The 25699-nt window shown below is 29.5% G+C and carries 24 protein-coding genes and 1 other RNA gene; 6 read left to right on the top strand and 19 right to left on the bottom strand.

Annotated elements, in window-relative coordinates; all coding sequences use genetic code 11:
- Positions 1–12: 12 nt before the first annotated feature.
- The 4 genes from KDK92_RS10615 to KDK92_RS10600 form a co-directional block, all read right to left on the bottom strand.
- A complete protein-coding gene (locus tag KDK92_RS10615; RefSeq protein WP_250859229.1) occupies positions 13–1284 on the bottom strand; it encodes an NUMOD1 domain-containing DNA-binding protein in 1272 nt (423 codons plus the stop codon).
- Positions 1285–1514: 230 nt separating this feature from the next.
- A complete protein-coding gene (locus KDK92_RS10610) occupies positions 1515–2240 on the bottom strand; it encodes a TraX family protein (protein ID WP_250859228.1) in 726 nt (241 codons plus the stop codon).
- Between the two features lie 181 nt (positions 2241–2421).
- Positions 2422–4344 carry an ABC transporter permease gene (locus KDK92_RS10605; protein ID WP_250859227.1) on the bottom strand — a complete coding sequence of 641 codons (1923 nt, stop codon included), beginning with the start codon at positions 4342–4344 and terminating at the stop codon, positions 2422–2424.
- A complete protein-coding gene (locus tag KDK92_RS10600) occupies positions 4331–5098 on the bottom strand; it encodes an ABC transporter ATP-binding protein (protein WP_250859226.1) in 768 nt (255 codons plus the stop codon). The genes KDK92_RS10605 and KDK92_RS10600 overlap by 14 nt, the downstream gene beginning before the upstream one ends.
- 222 nt (positions 5099–5320) lie before the next feature.
- Here KDK92_RS10600 and KDK92_RS10595 point away from each other — a divergent pair, with 222 nt between their 5' ends.
- Positions 5321–5995, top strand: a complete 675-nt coding sequence (locus KDK92_RS10595; RefSeq protein WP_250859225.1) for a response regulator transcription factor — start codon at positions 5321–5323, stop codon at positions 5993–5995.
- 213 nt (positions 5996–6208) lie between these two features.
- On the top strand, positions 6209–7015 hold the full coding sequence (locus tag KDK92_RS10590) for a sensor histidine kinase (protein ID WP_250859224.1): 807 nt from the start codon (positions 6209–6211) through the stop codon (positions 7013–7015).
- Between the two features lie 104 nt (positions 7016–7119).
- On the opposite strand, the gene ssrA is transcribed toward KDK92_RS10590, so the two are convergent.
- Together ssrA and smpB are read right to left on the bottom strand one after the other, a co-directional pair.
- Positions 7120–7475: a transfer-messenger RNA gene (ssrA, locus tag KDK92_RS10585) on the bottom strand.
- A 285-nt stretch (positions 7476–7760) separates the two neighbouring features.
- Positions 7761–8234 carry an SsrA-binding protein SmpB gene (smpB, locus tag KDK92_RS10580; RefSeq protein ID WP_250859223.1) on the bottom strand — a complete coding sequence of 158 codons (474 nt, stop codon included), beginning with the start codon at positions 8232–8234 and terminating at the stop codon, positions 7761–7763.
- 388 nt (positions 8235–8622) lie between these two features.
- On the opposite strand from smpB, the gene KDK92_RS10575 reads away from it, so the two are divergent.
- Positions 8623–9396 carry a SanA/YdcF family protein gene (locus tag KDK92_RS10575; RefSeq protein ID WP_250859222.1) on the top strand — a complete coding sequence of 258 codons (774 nt, stop codon included), beginning with the start codon at positions 8623–8625 and terminating at the stop codon, positions 9394–9396.
- Positions 9397–9675: 279 nt separating this feature from the next.
- On the opposite strand, the gene rnr is transcribed toward KDK92_RS10575, so the two are convergent.
- The 3 genes from rnr to KDK92_RS10560 all read right to left on the bottom strand — a co-directional run bounded on the left by rnr (position 9676) and on the right by KDK92_RS10560 (position 15425).
- On the bottom strand, positions 9676–11910 hold the full coding sequence (gene rnr / locus KDK92_RS10570) for a ribonuclease R (protein ID WP_250859221.1): 2235 nt from the start codon (positions 11908–11910) through the stop codon (positions 9676–9678).
- Between the two features lie 478 nt (positions 11911–12388).
- Complete coding sequence (locus KDK92_RS10565) at positions 12389–13108, bottom strand: pseudouridine synthase (RefSeq protein WP_250859220.1); 720 nt, start codon at positions 13106–13108, stop codon at positions 12389–12391.
- Positions 13109–13298: 190 nt separating this feature from the next.
- Positions 13299–15425: a triple tyrosine motif-containing protein gene (locus tag KDK92_RS10560; RefSeq protein WP_250859219.1), complete on the bottom strand. Its 2127-nt coding sequence runs from the start codon at positions 15423–15425 to the stop codon at positions 13299–13301.
- A 191-nt stretch (positions 15426–15616) separates the two neighbouring features.
- Here KDK92_RS10560 and KDK92_RS10555 point away from each other — a divergent pair, with 191 nt between their 5' ends.
- On the top strand, positions 15617–15784 hold the full coding sequence (locus KDK92_RS10555) for a hypothetical protein (RefSeq protein ID WP_250859218.1): 168 nt from the start codon (positions 15617–15619) through the stop codon (positions 15782–15784).
- Positions 15785–15799: 15 nt separating this feature from the next.
- Here KDK92_RS10555 and KDK92_RS10550 read toward each other — a convergent pair whose 3' ends face one another.
- The 7 genes from KDK92_RS10550 to KDK92_RS10525 all read right to left on the bottom strand — a co-directional run bounded on the left by KDK92_RS10550 (position 15800) and on the right by KDK92_RS10525 (position 20944).
- Positions 15800–16243, bottom strand: coding sequence for a YaiI/YqxD family protein (locus tag KDK92_RS10550; protein WP_250859217.1), 444 nt, complete (start codon positions 16241–16243; stop codon positions 15800–15802).
- Between the two features lie 133 nt (positions 16244–16376).
- Positions 16377–17732, bottom strand: coding sequence for a glucose-6-phosphate isomerase (locus KDK92_RS10545; protein ID WP_250859216.1), 1356 nt, complete (start codon positions 17730–17732; stop codon positions 16377–16379).
- A gap of 231 nt (positions 17733–17963) precedes the next feature.
- Positions 17964–18209, bottom strand: a complete 246-nt coding sequence (locus KDK92_RS10540; protein ID WP_250859215.1) for a hypothetical protein — start codon at positions 18207–18209, stop codon at positions 17964–17966.
- Positions 18210–18423: 214 nt separating this feature from the next.
- Entirely contained in the window at positions 18424–19812 is a 1389-nt protein-coding gene (locus tag KDK92_RS10535; protein WP_250859214.1) for an RNA-guided endonuclease TnpB family protein, read from the bottom strand.
- A 391-nt stretch (positions 19813–20203) separates the two neighbouring features.
- On the bottom strand, positions 20204–20338 hold the full coding sequence (locus KDK92_RS24545) for a hypothetical protein (RefSeq protein ID WP_276575937.1): 135 nt from the start codon (positions 20336–20338) through the stop codon (positions 20204–20206).
- Positions 20339–20554: 216 nt separating this feature from the next.
- Positions 20555–20704 carry a hypothetical protein gene (locus tag KDK92_RS10530; RefSeq protein WP_250859213.1) on the bottom strand — a complete coding sequence of 50 codons (150 nt, stop codon included), beginning with the start codon at positions 20702–20704 and terminating at the stop codon, positions 20555–20557.
- A 63-nt stretch (positions 20705–20767) separates the two neighbouring features.
- Positions 20768–20944, bottom strand: a complete 177-nt coding sequence (locus KDK92_RS10525; RefSeq protein ID WP_250859212.1) for a sporulation protein Cse60 — start codon at positions 20942–20944, stop codon at positions 20768–20770.
- Between the two features lie 224 nt (positions 20945–21168).
- Here KDK92_RS10525 and KDK92_RS10520 point away from each other — a divergent pair, with 224 nt between their 5' ends.
- Positions 21169–21339, top strand: a complete 171-nt coding sequence (locus KDK92_RS10520) for a hypothetical protein (protein ID WP_250859211.1) — start codon at positions 21169–21171, stop codon at positions 21337–21339.
- A gap of 812 nt (positions 21340–22151) precedes the next feature.
- On the opposite strand, the gene KDK92_RS10515 is transcribed toward KDK92_RS10520, so the two are convergent.
- The gene (locus KDK92_RS10515) at positions 22152–23867 is read right to left on the bottom strand and encodes an amidohydrolase family protein (RefSeq protein WP_250859210.1); all 1716 of its coding nucleotides are present in this window, start codon (positions 23865–23867) and stop codon (positions 22152–22154) included.
- 166 nt (positions 23868–24033) lie between these two features.
- Between KDK92_RS10515 and KDK92_RS10510 the strand changes: the two genes are divergently transcribed.
- Complete coding sequence (locus tag KDK92_RS10510; RefSeq protein ID WP_250859209.1) at positions 24034–24639, top strand: TetR/AcrR family transcriptional regulator; 606 nt, start codon at positions 24034–24036, stop codon at positions 24637–24639.
- A gap of 149 nt (positions 24640–24788) precedes the next feature.
- Here KDK92_RS10510 and KDK92_RS10505 read toward each other — a convergent pair whose 3' ends face one another.
- Positions 24789–24947, bottom strand: a complete 159-nt coding sequence (locus tag KDK92_RS10505) for a hypothetical protein (protein ID WP_250859208.1) — start codon at positions 24945–24947, stop codon at positions 24789–24791.
- 329 nt (positions 24948–25276) lie between these two features.
- Positions 25277–25696 carry a helix-turn-helix domain-containing protein gene (locus KDK92_RS10500; RefSeq protein WP_250859207.1) on the bottom strand — a complete coding sequence of 140 codons (420 nt, stop codon included), beginning with the start codon at positions 25694–25696 and terminating at the stop codon, positions 25277–25279.
- Positions 25697–25699 lie beyond the last annotated feature (3 nt).

The raw sequence follows: 25699 nt of genomic DNA, 5'->3' as shown, positions 1-25699 counted from the left end.
CATCTTCTATATTTATCTATATCGCCAAACAAAGCCACAGCAAGTTTTATATTTACCACTAATAGCTCTTTGGATAGACTGGAATGTAACATTATAAAAAACTGAAGCCTCTTTACAACTATTCCAAACATTAATAAGGTTTCCATCTATATCATATTGATTAACTACTTTAGATTGTTTACTCTTTTTAGGCTCAGAGTATTTCCATATAAAATTACAACAAGTTTTTCTTTCACCATTACAAACTTTACGTATTGCCTTAGATGTAGTGTTATAGTAATCTGCTGCTGTCTTAGCATCTTTCCATATTTTAATTAATTTTTCATTTAAATCATACTGTTTAACTGTTTTTGTTACTTTGGACTTTTCAATCTTACAAACTTTCTTATAATCAAAAATATCTTTTATATCTATGCAATTATCAATAAAAGTCTTATACTCATCTAAATAAATCCATCTGAAATTTTTATAAGACTTATGCTTTTCTCTATATTCACAACATTTTAAAATAGAACCTATATTAAATTCATTTTTTAAGTACTTCACTGTATATTCACCTAGATAATTTGCATCATTATCCAATTTTACTATTAACCTAGATTCTTTATACTCTTTTTTTGTATCTATATCATTCATATACTTTACAAATTCATCCCATTTATCTTTTTTTCTTTTTAAATAAATAGTTGCTCCATTATATAAAGCATCTACTACTTCTCTATATTTTCTACCTGAAAAACTTATTTGACAACTTTTAGGTGAATGTTTATTTATCAAAATATCTTTATCTGAACTGAAAAACACCTTAATTCCGTAAAGCATGTCATATGTACCAATAAATTTTATTTCACATTTAAATATTAAACTTTTTCTATTTTTTCTTGCTTTTTTATAAGTTGATATACACCCATCCCCGTCCATATACCCTCTAATAAAATGCTTTATTAGCTCACAAGGCACTATTATCTCTGATGGGAACTTCAAAACTAATGATTTTCTAGGTACACATCCTAATTTTATCAAATCATTTGCCATTTCTTTGCTTGCAATATTAATAGAAACGTATCCTTTTTTATTTACATATATAGGTCTATCTGAATTTATGTCATTTAATAATTCTTCTAAAATATATTTATCATCTGGATGTAATTGTATTATTATTTTTTTATTATTTTCGCTTATTTCAGATATACATCCATCTGCATATAAAAATCCTAACCAATATGCTTTTCTTTCAGTATCTATTTTTTTAAAATATGAATTATCTTGGCTGTATCTTTTCATAATCTCACCTTAATAGTATTTTTGTATTATTTTTTGTAAAATATTATTAATTATTCATATAAAGCAAATGTATATTTGCTCATAAATTATGAAATACTATTTATGAATAAGCAAAGTAAATTTATATTTAACTAAAAGAACCACGACATCATGTCGTGGTTTTGAATGGTGGAGGCGAATCGCACTCTGCGAAATCCACTAATCTATTCTGTATTTTCTGAAGCTCATAATTATTTTAACACAAACTCCATTATTGCTAGTCCCCATAAATGCAATGGATAAAAAACATAGAATAAATATTTACTAAATTTATTGTTAACTCCTCTTTCTCCATTGTATAAGAGTATAAATGGAACTACCGTAATAAATAAGAAATCACAGTTAAACATTAACATATTTATTGTCATTTCAAGTGTCTCATAAGGCACATAGCTTATACCAAGTAAAAGTACAAATAATACTCCGTATCCAATCATAGCTTTTTTCTTATTTGTTCTAAAGAAATATGTTATTAATATAAATGGTATTAAGCTCATACCACCTTCAACATATATCCCTAATGGCACAAGAACTATTGCTACCACTAATAATCCCCATTTTTTAATTCCTTTACTATTCTTGCTAAGTTCAAATAAATTAAGTATTGTAAGTCCTAATGCTAATGTCATAAAAATATTATTATGAATACTAACATCCTTTGAAACAAAAGCTGTATTTATAATACTGTTCACTATATGCATAAATGCTGCCCACACAAATAATCTAAAGTTATACTTTAATTTATTTCTAGTATAAAATAATCCTTCTACCATTAAAAATGCAAATAGTGGAGCTACAAACCTTGATAATGGATGAAACCATTGTGGAAATACTTTTGGAAACGCAAAGTACATATGATCCATTAACATTACTATTAGAGCAATAACTTTTAATTGAAATCCGTTTAATTTTTTCATAATTTCTATTCTCCTCTTCCTATTATCTTCTGTGCTTATTATATATTTTGAAGAGAGTTGAAACCATTTTATTGCATTACATCCCCATTACACTTTTGTTATATTTCCCTTTAAGCTACTCATTAAAATTAATTATAAAAAAAATGTAACTAAACTCAGCTACACTTTTTCCATTCACCCTTTATTCTATAATCATATTCTTTGCGTATTTTAACGTAATAAAATAATAAATAAAATATCCAATATAATATATTCCCAATGTTATTAGTATTGGTGAAGTTATAGATCTTGGTATGATCTTTTGTACAATTGTCATTGCAAATAGGTTATGAATAGTACCAACCATTAATGGCAATATAAATATTATCTTTAACTGCTTTGATAACATCTTTTGAATATCCTTATTCTTTGCCCCTAATTTTTTAAGCATTAAATATCTTTCTTTATCATCATAAATGCTAGATAGTTGTTTAAACAATATTATACTTCCAGTACACAATAAAAATATTGTTCCTAAGAATAATCCTATAAATAACATTAACCCATACAATTCTAAAAGTTCCTTACGCATTGTAATGCTTGAAGTGAAGTTGAATGGATAATAAAATTGAATGCTTTCTTTAACAATCCTCTGAATATCTCTAGCAATATTTAGCCCTTGCTGTTCATTAGATATATCTATAACTCTTAATTTATATATTTCATCTTTTATTTTATACTGATTAAATACATTATCCTTTATAACTACTAAATCGAAGGTACTTTGAGTATTTAATAATAAATCTGTGTAATGTTTCTTAATAACATATGACTGATTTTCATATATTAGATTAATTTGTTGATTATCTAAGCTTTCATAAAAATATGTCATTCCTTCATTAGAAATGTAATAAACATCATTTTTATTTTTCAACTCATTATACACTCTATTTTGATGATTCATTATACATTCAAAGTCACTTTCTTTTATAAGATGTATATTTCCTCCTCTTTCTTTTGATATTTTATCTTTCTTTGAAACTAAATCATACTTTGCTTTTTTCTCTATAAGTTCTACAATCTTATCAAATTCAACTATATGATTTTTTCTATTTTTATTTAATATATTATTTATTTCACTATTTACTGTCTGATTTTGGCCGTTTATATTATAACTAAATTTATAATTCTCTTCTATATTCTTGTCAATATCATAATAAAGGGATATACAAAACCCAAGAGCTGTTACACTTGTTGCAACCAAAATAGCAATAGTGGATAAAATTTTTGAATTACTTGATATTTTATAACTTAACTCAGAAAAAGCAATTAAATTTCTTCCTCTATAATAAAACATTTTATTTTTCTTAACTATATTCAATATAATTGATACTACTGATGAAAAGAATAAAAATGTACCTGGAATTATTATTATTAAAATCATAGGTGCCATTGTAATTTCTCTTATTAACATATCACTAGTAGCTATTATATAAGACAATATTATTAACCCTATTCCAAATATACCTTTAATAACTACTATAGTTTTATTGGTTGTTACCACTTCTTTTTCTTTTTTAAATAAATTGATAAGTTTTGTTCTTTTTATGAAAAAATAGTTCCTTATCCCAATTATAATAAAAATAATAGCAAATGTTTCTACAGTTTGAATGATTGCTCTAACACTTAATCTCATCTTTATTACAACGTACTCTCCCATAAACTTAACCAAAATCATTGTCATCAACTTAGAGAATAAAAAACCCAATACTATACCTAAAATGATTGCAACTATTCCTATTATAAAATTTTCATATAAAAATATCTTTCCTATTTGAGTTTTTCTCATCCCAAGCAGACTATAGGTTCCTATTTCCTGTTTACGTCTATTAATAAAAAATGAGTTTGAATAATACATGAATACAAATGAAAATACAACTATAACTATAGATGCAGCATTTAATCCGCTTTTCATAGATTTTCTTAAAGTAGATAAACCCTCATTGTATTGTATAGATTTAAAAGTAAAATAAATAAATACACTAAATATTATAGAAATAAAATACATTCCATAATTAGATATACTGTTTTTAACATTTTTCAAGGATACATTAAATAAATTCATTTCTTTCACATCCTCCAAGTAAAGCTACTGTGTCTAATATTTTGTGATAAAATTCTTTGGAACTTTCTCCTTTAACGATCTCTGTAAATATAATTCCATCTTTTATGAATAAAATTCTATCGCAATAACTCGCACTTGTAGGATCGTGTGTTACTAAAAGAATTGTTGCTTTTGTTTCTTTATTTAACTTTGAAAAGGAGTTTAATAAACTTCTAGCAGCTTTAGAATCCAACGCGCCTGTTGGTTCATCTGCAAGCATTAAAGCAGGCTTAGTAACAATTGCTCTACATACTGCACCTCTTTGTTTTTGTCCTCCTGATACTTCATAAGGATATTTATTTAAAGTATCATGAATATCAAGTGTCTTTGCTACTTCTTCCACTCTTTTTTCTATAATAGCTACACTCTCATTTTTTAGTGCTAAAGGTAACATTATATTTTCTTTAATAGTAAGTGTGTTTAATAAATTAGAATCTTGAAAAACAAACCCAAGATTATCACGTCTAAAGTCAGCTATTTCATTTTGATTTAGTTCAGTAAGATTTTTTCCATTAATAAGAATTTCACCTGAAGTCTGTGTATCTATTGTAGATATTATATTTAGTAATGTTGACTTACCAGCTCCTGACGCCCCCATTATCCCAATAAATTCACCTTCTCTAACTTTAAAACTAACACCTTTTAAAGCCTCAGTCTTTGCTCCTTTTTTTCCATATTCTTTTTTTATATTTTCAACAACTAATATATCTCTCATAAGAACCTCCTAGTTTATACTCATAAGGCTATTATAAATATATTATTATTTTGCTACCATTTATTTTAATTACACCAATATAACATTTTTGTAATATAACTTAACTCTGATGTGTATTTACTCTCCCAATAACATGATTACTAGATTTATAAGCTTCCTTAAAGTATAATAATAATTAAAAATCTCATATTAAGATTAAGAACAATAAAAATGGAGGTAAAAATGTTTAAGATAATGATAATTGAAGACGATGTTGTCCTTAAAAATGAAATTGCAGAGGAACTTACCAGATGGGGACACAATCTTCATAAAATAAATGATTTAGAAAATATCATTGAAGAATTTAAGAGCTTTACCCCTCAACTAGTTTTATTAGATATTAATCTTCCATTTTACGATGGTTTTCATTGGTGCAACGAGATAAGGAAAATCTCTAAGGTCCCTATAATATTTATCTCTTCTAGGAATTCAAATATGGATGTTATAATGGGAGTAAATTTAGGAGCAGATGATTATATACAAAAACCATTCTCAATAGATGTATTAGTTGCAAAGGTTAATGCTCTTCTTAGAAGAACTTATAACTTTAGTGAATCCACTTCTAATATAATTACTCACAATGAAGTTACCCTTGATCTCTCTATAGCTACACTTACTTATAAAGATAACAATATCGAACTAAGTAAAAATGAATTTAAAATTCTTAACATACTTATGAACAACAAAGGCAAAATAGTTAGTCGTGACAAACTTATGAAGAAGCTTTGGGATAGTGATTGGTTTGTTGATGATAACACGCTAACTGTAAATATAAATAGACTAAGAAGACGCTTGAAACAAATCGGTCTTGATAACTTTATAGAAACAAAACGTGGCTTAGGCTACATAATAATGTAGTAGTTAGGAGACATTATGAAATTTATAGATTTTTTAAAAGACCAGTATGGTCTACTTATTTTCAATTTTTCATTTTTAACCATTACCATATTAGTTATTGTATTTTCTCCTCTAGATATAATTTTATTTGATACCATATTCTATATAACTATATTAAATATATTTTTCTTAGTCTTGTATTTAATAATTAGTTATATTAGGAAGAATAAATTTTTGACTTTGTTAGACGAATGTATAGATACTAATAACCTTAATAAGGTTAGCCTATTCAAAATAAATAATGAAGAAAAGCAATGCTTAAAGCTTATTAAAACCTACAAAAAACAAACTGAAGATATTATTAATAACACTACTGATAAATTTAAAGAAAACAAAGAATTTATGGATATATGGGTACATGACATAAAGATGCCAATATCAATACTAAAGATTATAATAGAACGAAATCAAGTTCCTGAATGTGAAAAGCTTTTAGATAAAATAGATGATGAAGTAACAAGAATTGAGAATTCCGTTGAAAGAGTTCTTTATTTATCAAGACTTGAATCTTTTCATAAAGACTTTCTTATTCAAGAGGTTAATCTTGAAAAGGTAGTAAGAGAGATAATCAGGAAATACTCAAAATATTTTATTGCAAATAAAATAAAGCTTAGCTTAGAAAATGTAAACTACTATGCTTTATCAGATAAAAAATGGCTTTTATTTATATTTGATCAAATAATAAGTAATGCTCTAAAATATACTGAATCTGATGACTCAATATCTATCATAGGAGAGAAAACAGATAACACTTTCAAAGTAATTATAAAAGATACTGGCTGTGGAATAAAAAAAGAAGACCTAGATAGAATTTTTGAAAAAGGATTTACCGGAAGCAGGGGTAGAAACATGATGAAATCAACAGGTCTTGGACTTTATTTAGCTAAAGAATTATGTAATAAATTGGGTCACCATATACATGTACACTCTAAATATAATGAATATACAGAGTTTATCATTGTATTTAAAGAAAATTATTAAATACTTAGAATAGCCATATTCAATTGAATATGGCTGTTTTGGTTCACCGCTATTTCTCCTAAAAAAATCAAATAAAAAAAACCACGACATGTCGTGGTTTTGAATGGTGGAGGCGAGGGGAATCGAACCCCTGTCCGAAAACAATCCCATAAAAGCATCTCCGAGCGCAGTCAGTAATTTGGGATTCCCCAATTTTCACTCCTACTGACAGGATTGAAAATCCGGTAGCTTCATTAGTTCCGTTCTTAGCTCAAAGCTTTGCTAAGCTCGGTGCCCCGCTAAGTTGACGTCCTTTGATAAGCCGCGGGTTACTTACCAAGGACGAGCAGCTACTAAGCTGCTAAAGCGTAATTATCGTTTGCGTTTAAATTTAATTCCTGGTTTATTTATGAGGGTCTAGGATTCCCTCAGCTCGCTTCCTTTACAAAATACATCCCCGTCGAAAGCCATGTACGCCCCCATGTATTGTTGCTACTCTTATCTTCGCAAACTGAACATAGGATTATACCTTCCAACATTTTATATTCAATTGTCTAAACTTTTAGCTTTTCCGCTAATCTAAATAATTATATCACAAATAGCAAATATGTCAAGGTGACTTCCAGAAACGCTCGTTCCTACTTTGCTATAATCATATTGTACATCATTCAAATTTTCAAATCAATGATGAATTCAATCCACATTATGCGAACTCTTCATAGTAAGCAACTCTATGGGAACCTTAGAACAGACTTCCAAAAAAATTTTATCTCCACGCATCTTTCATCTGTTTCTGTATATCTCTCTTTGCTGACTTCTCTTTTAAAGATTGTCTCTTATCATAATTATGCTTACCTTTAGCAACACCTAACTTAAGTTTTACTCTTCCTCTTACTAAATATAATGATAGTGGTACAAGAGTATACCCTTGCTGAGAAGTATATTCCATAAGTTTTTCTATTTCGTATTTATGAAGTAATAACTTCTTATCTCTCATAGGATCCTTATTGAATATATTTCCTTGCTCGTATGGACTAATGTGCATTCCTACCATGAACACTTCACCATTTCTTATCTGAGCATAACTTTCCTTAAGTTGTACTTTTCCAGCTCTTATAGATTTAACTTCTGTACCAAATAACTCCAACCCTGCTTCATATGATTCTTCTATAAAATAATCATGAAAAGCTTTCTTATTACTAGCTAGTTGATTTGATGGTTTCTTACTCTTAGCCATCATATCACCTCCTTATTCTATGATATATTTTAACCTATTTTATGAATTATGTCATCTCCTTTCTTACTTAGTTGCCTGTCCAGCCCTCATTTTCAAGAAAATCCTTATAAATCTCTCATTATATTTTTTTAAATTCAAAGATATTTGGTAGAATATTTTAATACTCCTTTCTATAAAAAATCTAGAATATCTCCATATTGAACTCACAGAATAATATATCGACATATAGCTATATTATTCGTACAATAAGTAATTACAAATCAATTATTAACCAAATATTGTTGTAATTCTCCAGAAAAGATATTAAAATATAATTATTATGTTGTTTAATAAAATTTTATATTTAATTAAATTTTTTTAGTATTACATTCAACAATTCGGAGGGGTTTTGATGAAGAAATCATCATTAGAAAACGATTATCTACTTAAGATAAATTTTCAAGATAATAAACGAAGTTATTCCAGCAGTCCATACAAAAAAGATAAAAAAGGTTTTGGCTGGTTTTCAAAAAAATTCTTTACAATTTTTATTGTATTAACATTAATTTTAACCTTATCTGTAGGTGCTATAAATTTGTATGTTATTAATTCAACATCTAAATATATAGTTCTACCTGAAGATTCTCCTAAGAGCGATTCTATGATTGTTCTCGGCGCTGGTATTTACACTGACGGTAGTTTATCTCCTATGCTTTATGATAGAGTTAAAACTGCTACTATAGTATCTAATAGTAACGGTACTGAGAAATACCTACTTACTGGTGATCATGGAAGAAAAGATTATAATGAAGTTGGTGCTATGAAATCAACTCTTATATCTAAATATAATGTACTTCCTGAAAACATCTTCTTAGATCATGCAGGTTTTAGTACATACGATTCTATGTACAGAGCCGATTATATATTCAAAATAAAATCCACTGTTATAGTAACTCAGAAATATCATCTTCCAAGAGCTATTTATCTAGCCAGAAAAAAAGGAATAGATGCATATGGAGTTGCTGCTGACAGGCCTTCATCATACATTGGAATGCCCAAGTATAAATTTAGAGAATATCTTGCCACTACTAAAGATTTTATAATATCTCTTTTCAATGTTAAACCTACATTTTTAGGAAATGAGATTCCAATTAGTGGTGATGGAAGACAAACACACGACGATTAAAAAAAAGCACATTTGTGCTTTTTTTTAGTTGAGAGTGGTGAGTTGAGAGTTGAGAACGACGGATGTTTTGCTACGCAAAAACTACATCATATTTTTCTTTAGGACAAGAGGTTTTAACTCATTTTATCTTAAGATAAAACATTGTATTGTCTATACAATGTTTCATTTAAATGAACCGAGTAAACCCTTATTGTTCCATTACCAATAAAGTGTAGTTTCTGACCAAAGTCAGAAACATCCTACGTTCTCAACTCACCACTCTCCACTCTCAACTATTTTTTAATGTATTGGTTCTTCTATTGCTTCCTTCTCTTCTTCTTTCGTTTCTCTTTCGTCAATTCCTTCAAGTATTCCTCTATCTTCCATACCATCTACTACTTCTATTTCTTCATTATCTTCTTCATCACTTAGAAGCTCAAAGTATATATCATAGTTATCCATTTCTACACTACTAACTCTTATCTTAACAGCATCTCCAAGTCTGTAGACATTCTTTGTATGCTCCCCTATCAGACAGAAGTGCCTTTCATCGAAAATGTAATAATCATCTTCTAATGCACTTATATGAACTAATCCTTCTATACTATTAGAAAGTTCAATAAACATACCAAAATTTGTTACAGAAGAGATAATTCCTTCATAAACCTCTCCTATTCTTTCTTTCATGTATTCAGCTTTCTTCAAATCATCAACTTCTCTTTCAGCTTCCATAGCTACTTTTTCTCTTTCAGATGATCTGAGTGCTGCTTCACCTACTATATTTTTAAGTTTATTTACTCTTTTATCATTAATTCCTGTATTTATGAATTCTTTTATTATCCTATGAATCATCAAGTCAGGATATCTTCTTATTGGAGAAGTGAAATGACAATAATATCTAGCAGCAAGCCCAAAGTGCCCTGAACATTCTGGTGCATATCTTGCCTTCATCATAGTTCTTAACATCAAAGTGCTGATAACTGTTTCTTCTTTCTTCCCCTTAACCTCTTCAAGTATCTCCTGGAATACTCTTGGATGTAAACTTTGAGTTGGTTTAATAAATAATCCAATATTGTGAGCAAACTCTTTAAAACGTCCCAACTTCTCACTATTTGGCTCTTCATGTATTCTATAAACAAATGGTAGATTAGTCCAAAACATATACTCAGCTACAGTTTCATTACACACAAGCATGAACTCTTCAATTATTCTATTAGATACTTCTCTCTCATATGGTTTGATATCTATAGGTTTTCCTAATTTATCAAGTATTATCTTACTCTCTTCAAAATCAAAATCTATAGCTCCACGACTCATTCTCTTCTTATTAAGTATGTTAAACAATTCTTCCATGGATTTGAAATCTTCATAAAGATAATCGTACCGTTCAATCAGCTGTGTATCTCCATACTTAAGAATCTTTGTTACATCACTATAAGTCATTCTCTCATTAGTCTTTATAATACTCTCAAAGACTTCATTTGAGACAACCTTACCAGTATTATCTATCTCCATCATACATGTTAATGCAAGTCTATCAACTTTAGGATTAAGACTACATACACCATTTGATAACTTTTTAGGTAACATAGGAATAACTCTATCTACAAGATAAACTGAAGTCCCTCTTTTAAGAGCTTCCTTGTCAAGAGGATTTCTCTCTTTAACATAATGTGCAACGTCTGCAATATGAACTCCCAATTTATAGTTACCATTATCCATTTTTTCAATTGACACCGCATCATCAAGATCCTTAGCATCTGCACCATCAATTGTTACCATTTTCTTTTCTCTAAGATCTATTCTTCTTCCAAATTCCTCTTCAGGTATTTTATCCTCAATACCTTCTGCATAAGACTCTACCTTCTCTGTAAATTCTTCTGGAAGATTAAATTTTCTTATAATTGTGAGTATATCAATTCCCTTCTCACCCTTATATCCAAGTACCTCAGTAATCTTCCCTTCTGGATTTCTTCCTTTTTTAGGATACTGAGTTATCTTTGCAACTACTACCTGACCTTGCTTAGCATTCATATTTTGACTCTTAGGAATAAAAATATCCATCTGTAGTTTCTTATCTTCTGGAACAACAAATCCAAAATTCTTACTATCTTCATATATTCCTATAACACTTGTAATCTTTCTTTCAACAATTTTCTCTATTTCTCCTTCTTCTCGCTTGCCTTCTATCGGAGTCTTTGTTATCTTTACAATAACCTTATCTCCATGCATAGCTCCATTAACTCCAGAAATAGGGATAAAAATATCTCTTTCTCTATCTTCACTTATAACGAACCCAAAGCCCTTTGGCTTTCCATCAAATATTCCAACTATTAATCCCATCTTCTCTGGAACCCCATAATGCGAAGTTCTATTTTTAACTATTAAACCTTCCTTCTCCATAACATCTAACGTCTTTTGAAAGTCTTTTAGTTCATGTCTTCTTATAGCAAAGATTTTGGCCAATTCCTTTGCATTCATTGGCTTATATGCATTTTCTTTCATAAAACTTACTAATACACCTTTGATGCTCAAACCTTTCACATCCTTTTAATAAAATAAATAAATATACCTATATAATAGTATACCCATTCTCACCATTTAATTATGTTTTTATCTTTTAATTGAATAATATTACTTCCATGAGTATACCAAAAAAATATTATATTATAAAGTTTTTTCCTATATGTGCACGATATTCTAGATATTTAAGCAAAAGGCGTATTACATTCGATAATTTCTTTGGAGAATTTTTCAATTTTATAAAGAATAAAAAAAAATAACGCATTGGGGTTTGCGTTATTTTTGAGTATGAAATTTGGGGGATTGAGTATAGATTTTTCCGTTCGATCTATACTCACAGTCTTTGGGGAAAGACTGTTTGACTAATTAAAAAGGGGGCTATTTAATTCTTTGTTTCCTTACAACTTAATTATATAAAATTAAATGCTAAAAAACAAGTATTTTATCGTTTTTTGTTGTAACGATTTTGTAAATAAATTATTAATTAATGTTACTCTTCCCCTTTAAGCATCTTCAATTCTGCATTCGACAATTCTCGATAGTCACCTTCTGGTAATGTCTCATCAAGTTTCAAGCCGCCAAATTCCATCCTTTTTAGGAAAACAACTTCTTTTCCTCTAGTTTTGAACATTCTCTTCACTTGATGGAACTTTCCTTCTTGAATAGTCACCATAACTTCAGCACCATGTTCATCTGATTTTAAAATTTCAAGTTTCCCTGGCATGCACTTATATCCATCTTCAAGTGTGATCCCTTCTTCAAACGCCTTTACGTCTGTATCATCTACAGCTTTGTCAATATCAGCAAAGTATACCTTATCTATATGATTTTTAGGAGAAATCAATCTATGATTTAACTTTCCATCATTAGTCAATAATAAAAGACCTACCGTATCTTTATCTAATCTCCCTATTGGGAAAGGCTCAAAAGCTTGAAGTTCAGGCTCCAGAATATCAACAACTGTATCCTGATAGTTATCAAATGTGGCTGAAATATAACCCGCTGGTTTATTCATCATAATATACACAAATTCTCTATAGTTTATTTCTTCACCATCAACCACTATGATATCATTATCTGTATCAATCTTCATATCGCTTTTCTTAGCTGTAACTCCATTAACTTCTACCCATCCATTCCTAACCATTGCTTTTACTTCTTTTCTTGAACCACGTCCTAAATTTGATAATATCTTATCTAATCTCTCCATTTTTATCTCCCTTGGTTTAGGGGATACACCTCTCTTTCGTTACTCTATTCTAATTCATCTAATAGACACACTTTTTTTATTTTATCACAAATCAAGGATATATAGATATATTAACTCTAAATAAATTTAATATATTCTGAAGAATAAAGAATCTCAGCAATATTTTTTCTTTATTCTCTGTTATTTCTTATTACTTCCCATTTACATTAGGCCTATTCAAATAATTAACAGTAAATTTATTTATGCAATAATGTTCATATGATCCATTATTATTGATATGCTTAACAAGCATCAAAATTCTATATTCTCCAGCTTGCTTTGGTATGAATGTGAAGAAATCCTTTGCTGAATACTTTTGCAGAACTCTCCATCCATCATTATCATATAAATAGAACTCATATATTATATTCTCTTTAATATTACATTCCCCTTGAAAAGTTATTTCATCAAGCATATTAATATTCTCTCTATCACACTTAATATAACTCTCCGTAATAGGTCTGTTTCCAATTACATTGATGTGAAGATTTTTTATATAATCCTGTTCCTCTTCACTCTTAATGTTTTTACAGAAGAACTCAAATTTATATCGCCCACTGTTCAATAACTTAAAATCATACGCTCTATGCTCTGAATAATCACTCTGTTCAACATGAACCCCATTAAGATATACATTATATTTATAAACCATTTCCTTAGATTTATTTCCAACAATTTCAAAATTAATCTTATCATGAATATAATATTCTCTTGCATCATAAAGGATATATTCTATCTTACCCGGTATAAACGCCTTAACATTTAAAATAAAAACCTCTTTAGAGTCAAATTCCTTTTTACTCTTGTTTCCTTTTAGATGAATTTCTAACTTAAACTCCCCAGCTTCCCTTGGAATAAAATCTATTTCATTATCTTTACTAAATTCAGTTCTCTGTATTTCTTTATCATCCTTGAATATAATAAATCTATATTCGCTCATCCAAGGTGTTGCCCCTTCTACTCTAATATTCAATTCATGGTTAATGAGAATATTATTTATATCTTCACTAAAGATTACTTTTTCAATACGTTCATCCTGAACTGCTAATTCTTTAACACCGAACTCCAATTCCTTCATATCATCAGGTGTTTCAGAAGATTTTCTCTTAATAATACATTTTATATTATATCTTCCCTCTTTCTCAGGTTTCCAGAAAAAATAAGGAGATGCTATATAATCACTATCAAGAATTTTATTATTTTCAAACTTCTTCAGAATTTCATTTTTATTTAACCCTTCAATTTCCTTATACTTAATCTTGCTGCACACATGAACCCTTTTCTCTTCAATCTTTTCAATCATAAATCTATAAAGCAATCTTGAATCACTATTTGTCACAGCTCCAATTTTTATATTTGTACCAACTTCTTGTGGAGATTGAAGATTTGTTGTCAACTCTTTTATAAGCACCTTCTCCCCATCTTTCACTCTATAAACTATTTTTGCTCTATCATCATACTCATTTAAAGAGAACATATCCTTTATATAACATATCAACACATACTCGCCCTTTAATTCCTCAACAAGAGTAATATTATTATTACTAGAGTAATCTCTAAGAATCTCTATTTCTCCCTCAGGGTAAACTTTTATAAATTTATATACTACATTATCATCTTCTTTATAATCTATCTTAACATTAAAATTTATATTTCTACCAACATAAAGATTATTTTTAGAACATTCAATCAATTTTATTCTTGGTTCTTCCTTAGCCTCTACTTCAACCTTTTTTGTCAAGCTTATTGACTTCTTTCCATTTCCCTTTGTTGTGAAACATTTTAAAGAAATCTCTTTAACTCCAGGAGTAGTAAAATGATATTGGATATCACCATCTTTAGTCATATCTTTTAATGTTTTCCATACCTTATCATCCTTAATCATATACTTATATACCGCATCATTTCTATTACTTCTCGCTGATATGCATAACTTTTCACCAACTTTAAGCTTGTCCTTATCAACATTGAATTCTTCCATGCGGAATGGTACTTCTTTGTATAAAATCTCGTAATGACTTCTTGTAACATACTCAAATGCTAGATTAGATTTCTGCTTTCTAGCTTGTACCATTATAAAATAATCCCCAGCTTTATCAAATCTCCATTTTAACGTATTATCTATAGAAAACTCCCTTACTGTTTCCCAATTACTTTCATGCCCAATGAGAAATTTATATTCAAGATCTTCTCCAATATCATTTATTACTTCAATATTAATATTTCTTCCTTGAAATTGTTGTTTCTCTGGAACAATATTTAATCTTATTTCGTCCATAATTACCCCCATATAAAAATCGACATATATTCCTTACTCTAATTATACTATATTCCCATTATATGTAACAACTCTCCTATACACTAATTAACACATTCTTATCATATAAAATAAAATTCTGCAAAGACTACTATATATAATTACAAAGAACAAATATCAAAGAACAGAGAACAAATTTTGGAGGTGTACTAATGGATAAATATGATGGAAATTACACATATAAAAAAAAGCATATAACTATTGATAAAAAAAACAATCCTTATCCAATTATAGAGCAGACAATAAATGCTGAACTATTCCCATTCTGCCCAAATAGCGCTATAGATACATCATTTTTTGAAAAAGAAGAAGAAATATAAGCTAAAGCACAAGGATTAATTATCCTTGTGCTTCTTTATTATTTCTATAAGATTTCTTTTAAGTCTTTCATCATCTATCTTCGTTCTTTTTTTAGGCCCCTCTATCCTGCCCCCACCTCTTCTCACCTTCGCATTTACATGCCTCCTCATAAGAAGGGTGTCAATATTCTGTTCAGTGTATAACTTTCCAGTAGGATTGATGGCATGAGCTCCTTTTGGCATGACCATTGCAGCAACACCATAATCTTGTGATACAACTATATCATTCTTCTTGGTTTCATTCATAACTTTCATATCAACACTCTGAAAACCTCGATCAGCAACCCTTACTTCTGAATAATTGCTTTTTATCATATGGTCTATTGTACAGAATATAATCACTTCTATATTATATTCTTTTGCTACCCCTTCAATTGCTTCTCTTGAAGGACATGCGTCTCCATCTATTATGATTCTCATATCCATACCCTCCTTTAATGAACAGCTAATAAATCAATTAATAGAGAAGAATGAAGAAAGAACAAATATTGTTCTTATTCTTAATTCTTCAGAATATGTTGAATTTGATTTAAATAAAATATATTTATACTATTTATTTAGCTAACTTTTCATTGAGTTCTTTTTTTAGTTCTTCAAATCCTTCTTTACCAAGAAGTGCAAACATGTTTTTCTTATATGCTTCAACGCCTGGTTGGTCAAATGGGTTAACTCCAAGAACATATCCACTTATTCCACATGCCTTCTCAAAGAAGTATACTAAATAACCATAGTTGAATGGTGATATCTCACTCATATTTAACACTAAGTTTGGAACTCCGCCATCAACGTGTGCTAATGTAGTTCCTAAGAACGCTTGCTTATTAACGAAATCAATCGTCTCTCCACTTAAGTAGTTTAATCCATCTAAATTCTTCTCATCAGATTTTATAGTCATCTCTTTAAGAGGTTTTTCAATATTTATTACTGTTTCGAAAATATTTCTTACACCATCTTGTATATATTGTCCTAGTGAGTGTAAATCTGTTGAAAATACAACTGAAGCAGGGAAAATACCCTTTCCATCTTTTCCTTCACTCTCACCATATAATTGCTTCCACCACTCAGACATGTATTGTAGTCTTGGCTCATAGCTAACCATTATTTCTGTAGTATTTCCTTTATTATAAAGACAATTTCTAACTGCAGCGTATTTATAACAATCATTCTCTTCAATGTTTTCATTACTAAACTCTTCTCTTGCTGCTGCAGCACCATCCATCATAGCTTTTATATCAACACCGGCGGCTGCTATTGGAAGAAGTCCAACTGGAGTTAACACAGAGAATCTTCCACCAACATTATCAGGGATTACGAAAGTTTCATATCCTTCTGCATCTGATAATTGTTTTAAAGCCCCTCTAGTCTTGTCAGTAGTTGCAAATATTCTTTCCTTTGCACCTTCTTTTCCATATTTATTCTCTAATATCTCTTTAAAGATTCTGAAAGCGATTGCAGGCTCAGTAGTAGTACCTGATTTAGATACAACATTCACTGAAAAATCTTTTCCTTCGATTACTTCTAATAAATCTTGTATGTATGTAGAACTAATATTGTTTCCAGCAAAATAAACCTCAACACCATTTCTCTTGTCTTTTGGAAGATTGTTGTGGAAACTGTGAGTTAACATCTCTATTGCAGCTCTTGCTCCAAGATATGATCCTCCAATACCTATAACTATAAGGACATCAGAGTTACTATTAATCTTCTCAGCTGCTTTTTGCACTCTTGCAAACTCATCTTTATCATAATTAACAGGTAAATCAACCCATCCTAAAAACTCATTTCCAGGTCCATTTCCTTCGTGAAGTAACTTATGCGCACTTGAGATTGCTGGCTGCATCTGTTTAACTTCATGTTCTCTTAGAAATTCAGAACAATTTTTAATATCCAATGATAATACTTTTTTCATTTAAATTCCTCCATTTCATATAATCTTTTTCCCATTATTATATTATGCCACATTAATGCGAATACTTTAAAGTTTTTTTTAATTTTTATTTGTAAATTATATTTTCTAGTATTAATTCAACTCTTAAATTACTTCTTTCACTAATTCAACTGTCAATATTAATCTTTGCATTTTATCACTATATTATGGAGAATTAATAAAAAAAGTTAGCATAAAAGAGTTATTTCTCTTTTATGCTTCACTTTTCCCTCTAGCATTCTGTTCTTGAGTCATTTCTTCTTCAAATTCAGCTTCCTCTTCAAGGTTAACATCTTCTAACTTTGCTAGATTCTCTTGATAATCTTCTACCTCTTTTAATTTACCAGATTCTACTTTCCCTTGATCATTATTTGCTTTTGTTTCTTTTAAAAAATCGGTCTTTGCTTTAGTTGCTTCTTCCAATGAATTATATTGCTCTGGTTCTAAAAATGTGTACAAATGTACTCAAATTAGATAATTCGCACTTATTCTATCTTAGCGATAGTTTAAAGCCTTGGTTGAGCCAGTCCATTTATTCATCTAACTAAATCTCCCACAACCGTATTTTAAAGTTTTATAATCAAAGATATATTTAACCCTCATTTCTGATAAAATATATGCTTCATATTTTTATGAGGTACATATATTTGTGATTAAATATCCTTTTTGACTCTTAACTAGCTCTATCTTCTAAAATCTTTTTAACCTTTTTATAATTTATATATAAACTAATTTCTTTATCATATTTTCTATCTAAAATATTAATACTAGCATTTAAATCAGAATGAATTTCTCCACATTTAGGACAAGTAAACACATCACCTTTTCTTATTCCAAAACTATTACATTTACTACATAATTTACTTGTATAAGCGGGATTGATATAAGTATATTTAATATTATTAAAATCACATTTATATTCTAGTCTTTCTCTTATATATCCCTTTATCCATCTTGAAAGCTTTCGTTTAACAGATTTAGGATATTTTCCATTCCAATTAACAAAGTCTAATTGTTCCATAACTATTTCTTTTGGCTTTTCTGTATCTATCAATTTGTTTATTGAATGGTTTATATAAGATTTAACTGTTTCATTATGAGTTAATTTATTGTGATTACATTTTACTTTACCTAAATTATTTTGTAATATACTATTAGCCTTTGTAATATTCCCATGTTCTAGATGTTGATTATACAAAGCATAGAACCTATTTCTTTTAGTATTAATTTCATTCAACCTTTCAGTTTCTTTGCTTAAATAATCATTGAGATTTTCACCATAAAACTTACCACTTGATACTGCAAATAAATACTTATATCCCTTATCTATTCCTATTATATTATCATAATCTTTGTGATATTTAGTTTTAATTTTCAAAGGAATATGAACTTCTATTTTATTTTCAACTACTTTGATTATTAAAGTTCTATCATATTTATTACTATCTGTTAGTTTAATAGGTAATCTCTTACCTTTTTTAGTACAGGTTATTTTAATTCCATCATCTATATATGAATATAAACCTGTGTCTATTGAAAAAGTAGTTAACTTATAAGAATAGGGTATCTTCCCCTTATATTTTCTAGTATATCTTCTAATAAGGTTATTTAAGTATTTAAAATTCAAATCAATATCCTTGAATTTACTTGGAATATCATAATCTTTATGTGTAAGTATTCTGTGATATAATTCATTTGATTTAAGAATATAGTTTATATAATGTTTATCTTTTTTAGTTAAATTATCATTTACTTTGCATTGTTCTTTAATTCTTCTTTTGATATTACTCCATTCAGACTTTATATTAGTCATAGCTTCACTTAATGCTAATTTCCAATAACGAGCAGGTAATTTCCACTGCTGAGCAAATTTTGATTTTGTCCATTCATCTCTAATTTGCCGTGGGTTTGACAATAGTGAAATACTATTAATACCACTATATCTTGAATAGACGTAATTCTTAACATTCTTGAATTGATTTCCTATGAATAATAACTCTTTCAAGGTTTCTTCATCTAATTCATATGAATGTTGCTTTACGGTTTTAACTATATTATCCACTATTAATCACCACGCTTTTGAATATTTTCATCATACCTATAGTATTCCCAATTCACAACACTTTTCTACCATAATTATAATAAAAATATAAATATTCCAAGGTACTATTTAAAATGGATATAAGTTAAAATAACATAAAAAGAATAACTATTTCTAAAGAAATTAATAAATAATTAAAGTTGAAAAAGAACAACGTTCAATTAGTTATTTCGTTTATCTTTGATTATGAAAAGTTAATAAAACAATTAGTTTTTATATACTTTTTCATTAAGCATTCATTTACAAAACTTTAAAATACGGTTGTTTACAAATTATCTAATTTTACATTTGTACATTTTTTAGAGTGTTCACATGAGCACGCTAATTCTCATGCAGTTCTCTTATGAACTTCTTATGCTTTCACATAAGCACAGACTATATCACCATCCATTAAGGATGCTCCCCATTTCCCCACGCTTGTAGGTACGAGATTCCTCTCTAGTCGTTGAAGGTTTCCCTCTTCGGGACTTCCCTGCTGATTACCCATTGTATAAGCACTTAGGATTTAACCTTATGCCATCTAATTTATTCTTTCTACTTTCGTAACCATCACGCTTAGACTTATTTCATTCTTACGTTGTGGTTCAATTAACTTTAGGGACTTCCAGCAATTAAAGGAGTTTTGGATAGGTTATTCCTATCGCTCTATGCTCTTTACGAACATAGGGAGCTTTTGTTTTAAAATATACATTTATATATGTTTTTACACATTTAAGCACATCTTTAATAACTGTTTAGTTGCTCCTGTTATGGTATTTATATATTTCTCCCTACTTTTATACTTCTCCTGTTCGTACCATCTCATGTCATTTTTATTGAAGTAATTAATTATAAATATCTTTTCTTTATCCATGATTAATCCCCTCTACTATATTTTTTATATTATTTGAAAGGCTTATTTGTTAATTGATGAGATTTATTCCCTACCGTCTTTGTATATAATCATTGCAGAATATTCAGGGTCGGTGGGATACTGATTTCCAGCTGCATATTTAACATCTATTATTTCTAAATTTTTATTTTCATGTAGCCATTCATTTACTACACTTTCAAGATAGTCATACCTACTACGGGCAATAATTTTCACTTTCATTTAATCCCCTCTCTTAAAGATTCATGATATTAATTATATGATGCAAGTCCTATATTAATAATAAAAAAACTTAAATTGTACTCATTATTACCTACTACTGAAAATAATCACTCCTAATATTAGGTATTTTTTTTAGTATTATTTACCACTCTTGCCCCCCCCTAAAACCCATCTATGAACTTCGTATTATGTAATAGTACTAAAGATAATACGGGAGGCAATGCATGTACATAAGTGAATTCGGAGAAAAACTTAATTTAATAACCCTTTTCGTTTATACGGTTAATGACGAAAGAGTTTCAACACAAATTCAAAAACATTTAATAAAAAGTTATGCACAAAACTTGCGAATTAATCTAACAGATGAAATGATTGGAGAATTAATTACAAATTAATAAACATACGTGTTTTACACGTGATAATTTCTTTAGGAAATTTTTCAATATATAAAGAAAAAATAGGTGGTTATGATTTTAAGCAATCATAACCACCTATTAACCTTACATAATTATTATATTTTATTCAGTGTATCACCAGTTCTTATTCCCACTCGATAAACCAAAGAGTTTGTTAAACTTTTTTGTTTAGTGTTTGCTTGTTTTTTGTACTTTTTTTAGGTATTTTATTTATATTATTTAATGGTAGTGGATTTTTTAATATCAAATTAATATCACAAGATAAAATATAAAAGCTCTCTTTACCAACAATAATAAAATCACATTCGTCAGCATTCTTTAATAATATACTTACACCTTATTAAGCAATATCCGCAACATAGTTTACTATACTCTAGTGTTACAATTCCCCTTATAAAATCGCCGTTTTCGACTCCACTCTATATAGCTTTATTACCGTCTCCACATGTGTCGAGTGTTGATGACTACTCATACTTTCAACATCCCCATAACTTTCAAATTTATAGGGCTGATATGAAAAATCAACCTATAACAAGGTGTAACTACTTCAGTTTATCAAGACCAAGTCCATCACAAAACTTGTTTTTACATTCCATATTTTAGTTACTATTTTTACAACTGCATCCAGATAAGCTATGAAGTTCATACAATACGTACTTATGTTCCGGTAAAATCCTACCTTCATTAATACCCCGGTAAGATCCTTTATTCTTTCTTACTTTTTTCAAATGATTATTCTCTGAAATAATTCAAACGACTCATGACATTAATTTCTATTATACAATGAGAAATCAGTATACATGTTTTAATTCTTTAACATAGTCTTTGAAAACTTCACGTTTTTTAATCAATAGCTCCCAGATTATTTTCCCGATTCTTGGTTTGTGTGTTTCAGGGTCAATATAATACATGCTGTTCGACGCTCTTGCAAGGAAATCCAACAAGCCGTCAGTATGAGTCGGGATGTAATTGACTTTTTTCATATGTTCAAGTTTATCCAAATACAATAAGCTGTACATATAGGAAAGGCTGTCATGATAATTGAAATCTAGAACAGGTTTTGCATTAGAGTCTTTAAGGTGAATCAAAACTGGAACATTAATTTTTTCTAGCTTTTCAAGCAACTTTTCATCAAACATCTCTCCATAATTTTTACCTACAATTTTTACGTAGAGACATACACCATCCATATCTAGCTGTTTAAGACAATATTCTATTTCTTCAAGACTATACTTAGGGTCATCCAAGTCAATTGCTGCAAACACACCTGCTTTAGATTTTGCTTCTTCTTTCATCATGGCAATTGTCTGATTATAAAGTTTCAGTGCTTCTCGTCTTTCTTTTGCAGGAAGTTGCCATAATTCTGGGATATCCATTGAAACCATAGCATTATTGTGTTTCTCCATGATTTCAGAATCCTTAACATTCATATCCAATGTTCTCCCCAACTTATCTGTCACGAACTCTGTCACTTTCTTAGGATTCACATGTACGTGGTGATTAACAGTCCCTATGCTTCTTTTCCGTGCCGTCACTTGAACATTCAATGGTTTGAAAGGTATTTTCTTGTCAGTAAATGCTGCCTTGACATTGTTTGAATAAAGATTCTCAAACGCACTTCTTGAAAGATCGAGTTGCGAAATTTGTTGAACAAAATACTTATATTTGTCTGGTGCCCAACATAAATCGGTACCAAATATAACATGATTGGCTCCAAAGAAATTCAGGACTTCTGGGAGCATTTCATCCGGGTACCCAACCAGAGCAGTATCAGCAAATAGTTGACTACGCCACGCTTCAAATTCATTCATGATATTGGGATTCTCTTTTTCCAACCCCTTCAGTGCTGACATCATAACTTTTGGCATTACCCCCCCGCCATGGGAAAGAAAGAACTTGATATCAGGGAATTTCTTATGATAGCCACTTCTCATGAAATCAACTATCGTTTTGGTTGTGTCCATCTTAAGGTAATAAGTGTAGTTAAGTAATGTGTAGTTAACACCTTCTTCAGGTTGTACAGGGTGTACATACACAACCAATTTTCTTTTATTAACTTCCTCCCAAAACGGTTCATAACTTTCATCACCAAAGTATTTATAACCTGCATTACTTAGTAGACCAAGTCCCTCTAACTTCAACGTATCTAGGGCGTACTTCAGTTCTTCAATAGAAGCATTAGGATCTGGTAACGGCAATGTAGCAAATCCCCCAAGTCTATCAGGATATTGTTTGATGAGTTCCGCCATATACTCATTACACTTTCTTGCCATTGCTTTGGTTTCAGCAATATCCCCATAATAAATACCTGGCAAGGAAAATGATAATATTGCTTTTTCTAGGTTTATATTGTTCATCCAATTTAACATCAATTTTGGTGACCATTTAGCATGAGGCAATCCATAAACATCCTTGTTTCCATTCTTAATGATAAACTCCTCGAAGAATGGTGGGCTTATATGGTGATGCGTATCCCATTTCTTGAACTCATTAATTTTTTGTTTCATAAACCGCTCCTTTTACATACTTTTTAAACTAAATCAGTTTCTTAAGTTCATAATATATCCATTTTTAAGCTTTGTCAACTTTTTGAACTAAAAAGTTTATAAAGTTTATAAATATTGATTAATTACCATTTTTACAGTATAATGATAAGTAATACAGGAGGCACATATGAATGGACACGAAAAAAGAAAACTAAGGAAAATGTCAGAGATAAAAGCAGTGACATATGAACTTTGCAACCAATATGGGACACAGAAGGTATCTGTTGATGAAGTTGCTGAACGTGCAAACGTATCTAAGGCTACTATCTATAAATATTTTGGATCAAAAGAAGATTTAATTGAAAGTGTGGTAAGCGATATTTATGAGAATATCATCCTAAATACAAGTAGTATGATTGAAAAAGATGGGGACTTTCTTGAAAAACTCAATCATATCATAATGGCTAAAGTGTCTTCTTTAGATATGATGAAAGGAGATTTCCTCAAGGAAGTATTCTCAAAAAACAACTCTGCCGTATCGAAGATGTTCAATGAAAAACTCAAAGATTTGATGTATGGTTTTTATCAACAGGGAAAAGAGCAAGGTTATATTGACGAAGGTATCAGCAACGATATACTGTATGCATTCAGTGAAGCCTTTAATGCTGGATTCCAAGCGGTATTTGATACTGATATCATCAATACCAAGGATTCGGAAGCCATGTCACAACTCATTAACCTGTACTTTCACGGATTCATAAAGCAAAAAAATAACAGATATAAAGTGCGTTAAAACAGACAAGTTGAATACGAAAAAATGGAGCAGATACACCTATCCGCTCCATTAATTTTTTTTGTAAGGCCCCATATGCAAAAATTAACAGAAGTTTATCATCAAGAAGAATATTCTCCGAGGTGGTAGCTAGTAAGCACGCGACTATCTCAATACATATGCAACAACTGGAATTTGATTATTATTCCTTCTCTCTTAATGAATAGCGCCTGAAACTCTATCATGGTTAATTTCGTAATGGTTTCCATACTATCGGCAACCAAGTCTAAACTCTTATCACCTATAGTAAATGGTGGTCTACAGCTCATAAAGATGCCTCCTACTTACTAGTCATAAGAAAGAGTAGAAAATTTTCTACTCTTAAAACTTGAAATACTCTTTAATTTTCCTTTATTATATTAAGTTAAGCTTTATTACTGTCTCCACATGTGTCGTTTTCGTTATAGGAATATATTTCTTTGTCTGTTTCACTAACAATCACCGGAAGGTAATTACCATTTTTATATTTTTAAATTAATATCTCCATTCACTTCTCTATGTAGGGGTTTCATAAAGGGGCGTGGGGATTCCCCACACTTTACAATCTATTGGCTATACCAATAGGAAGCTTGCTCCACTACTAAAGTAGTGGTACTGTTCAGCTCCCCTGTACACTATTTTTTATATATTTTGCATAAAGATAACTGACTGTTGAGTGGGCAAAATCATCTCCAGTTGATTCACTTAATGCCTTGGCAATTGCTCTATATGATTTCCCCTCAGCTTTTAGTCTCGCTATCATTTCTAAATTCTTTACTGTTGCTTTAGTATGGCGACTTGAATGTTCTAAGATATTACGTAAGACTTTGTTTTCATTTTTTATCTTTTCAATATCCCCTACTTGACCTTTAATTTTTCTAATCTGATTTTGAATAGAAACAATTTCTTTATCTTTTTCAATAACCAAAACATTTAAATTCTCACACTGATTATTTATCTTCTCTATTTCATTTCTTAACATTTCATTTTTATTTTCTAGTGCTTTAATTTCTTTTTTACCAAATTTAATAAGTGCCATTTC

The organism is Oceanirhabdus seepicola (assembly GCF_023684385.1).
Classification (GTDB): Bacteria; Bacillota; Clostridia; order Clostridiales; family Clostridiaceae; genus Oceanirhabdus; species Oceanirhabdus seepicola.
This window is presented reverse-complemented; position numbering and strand designations above follow the sequence as displayed.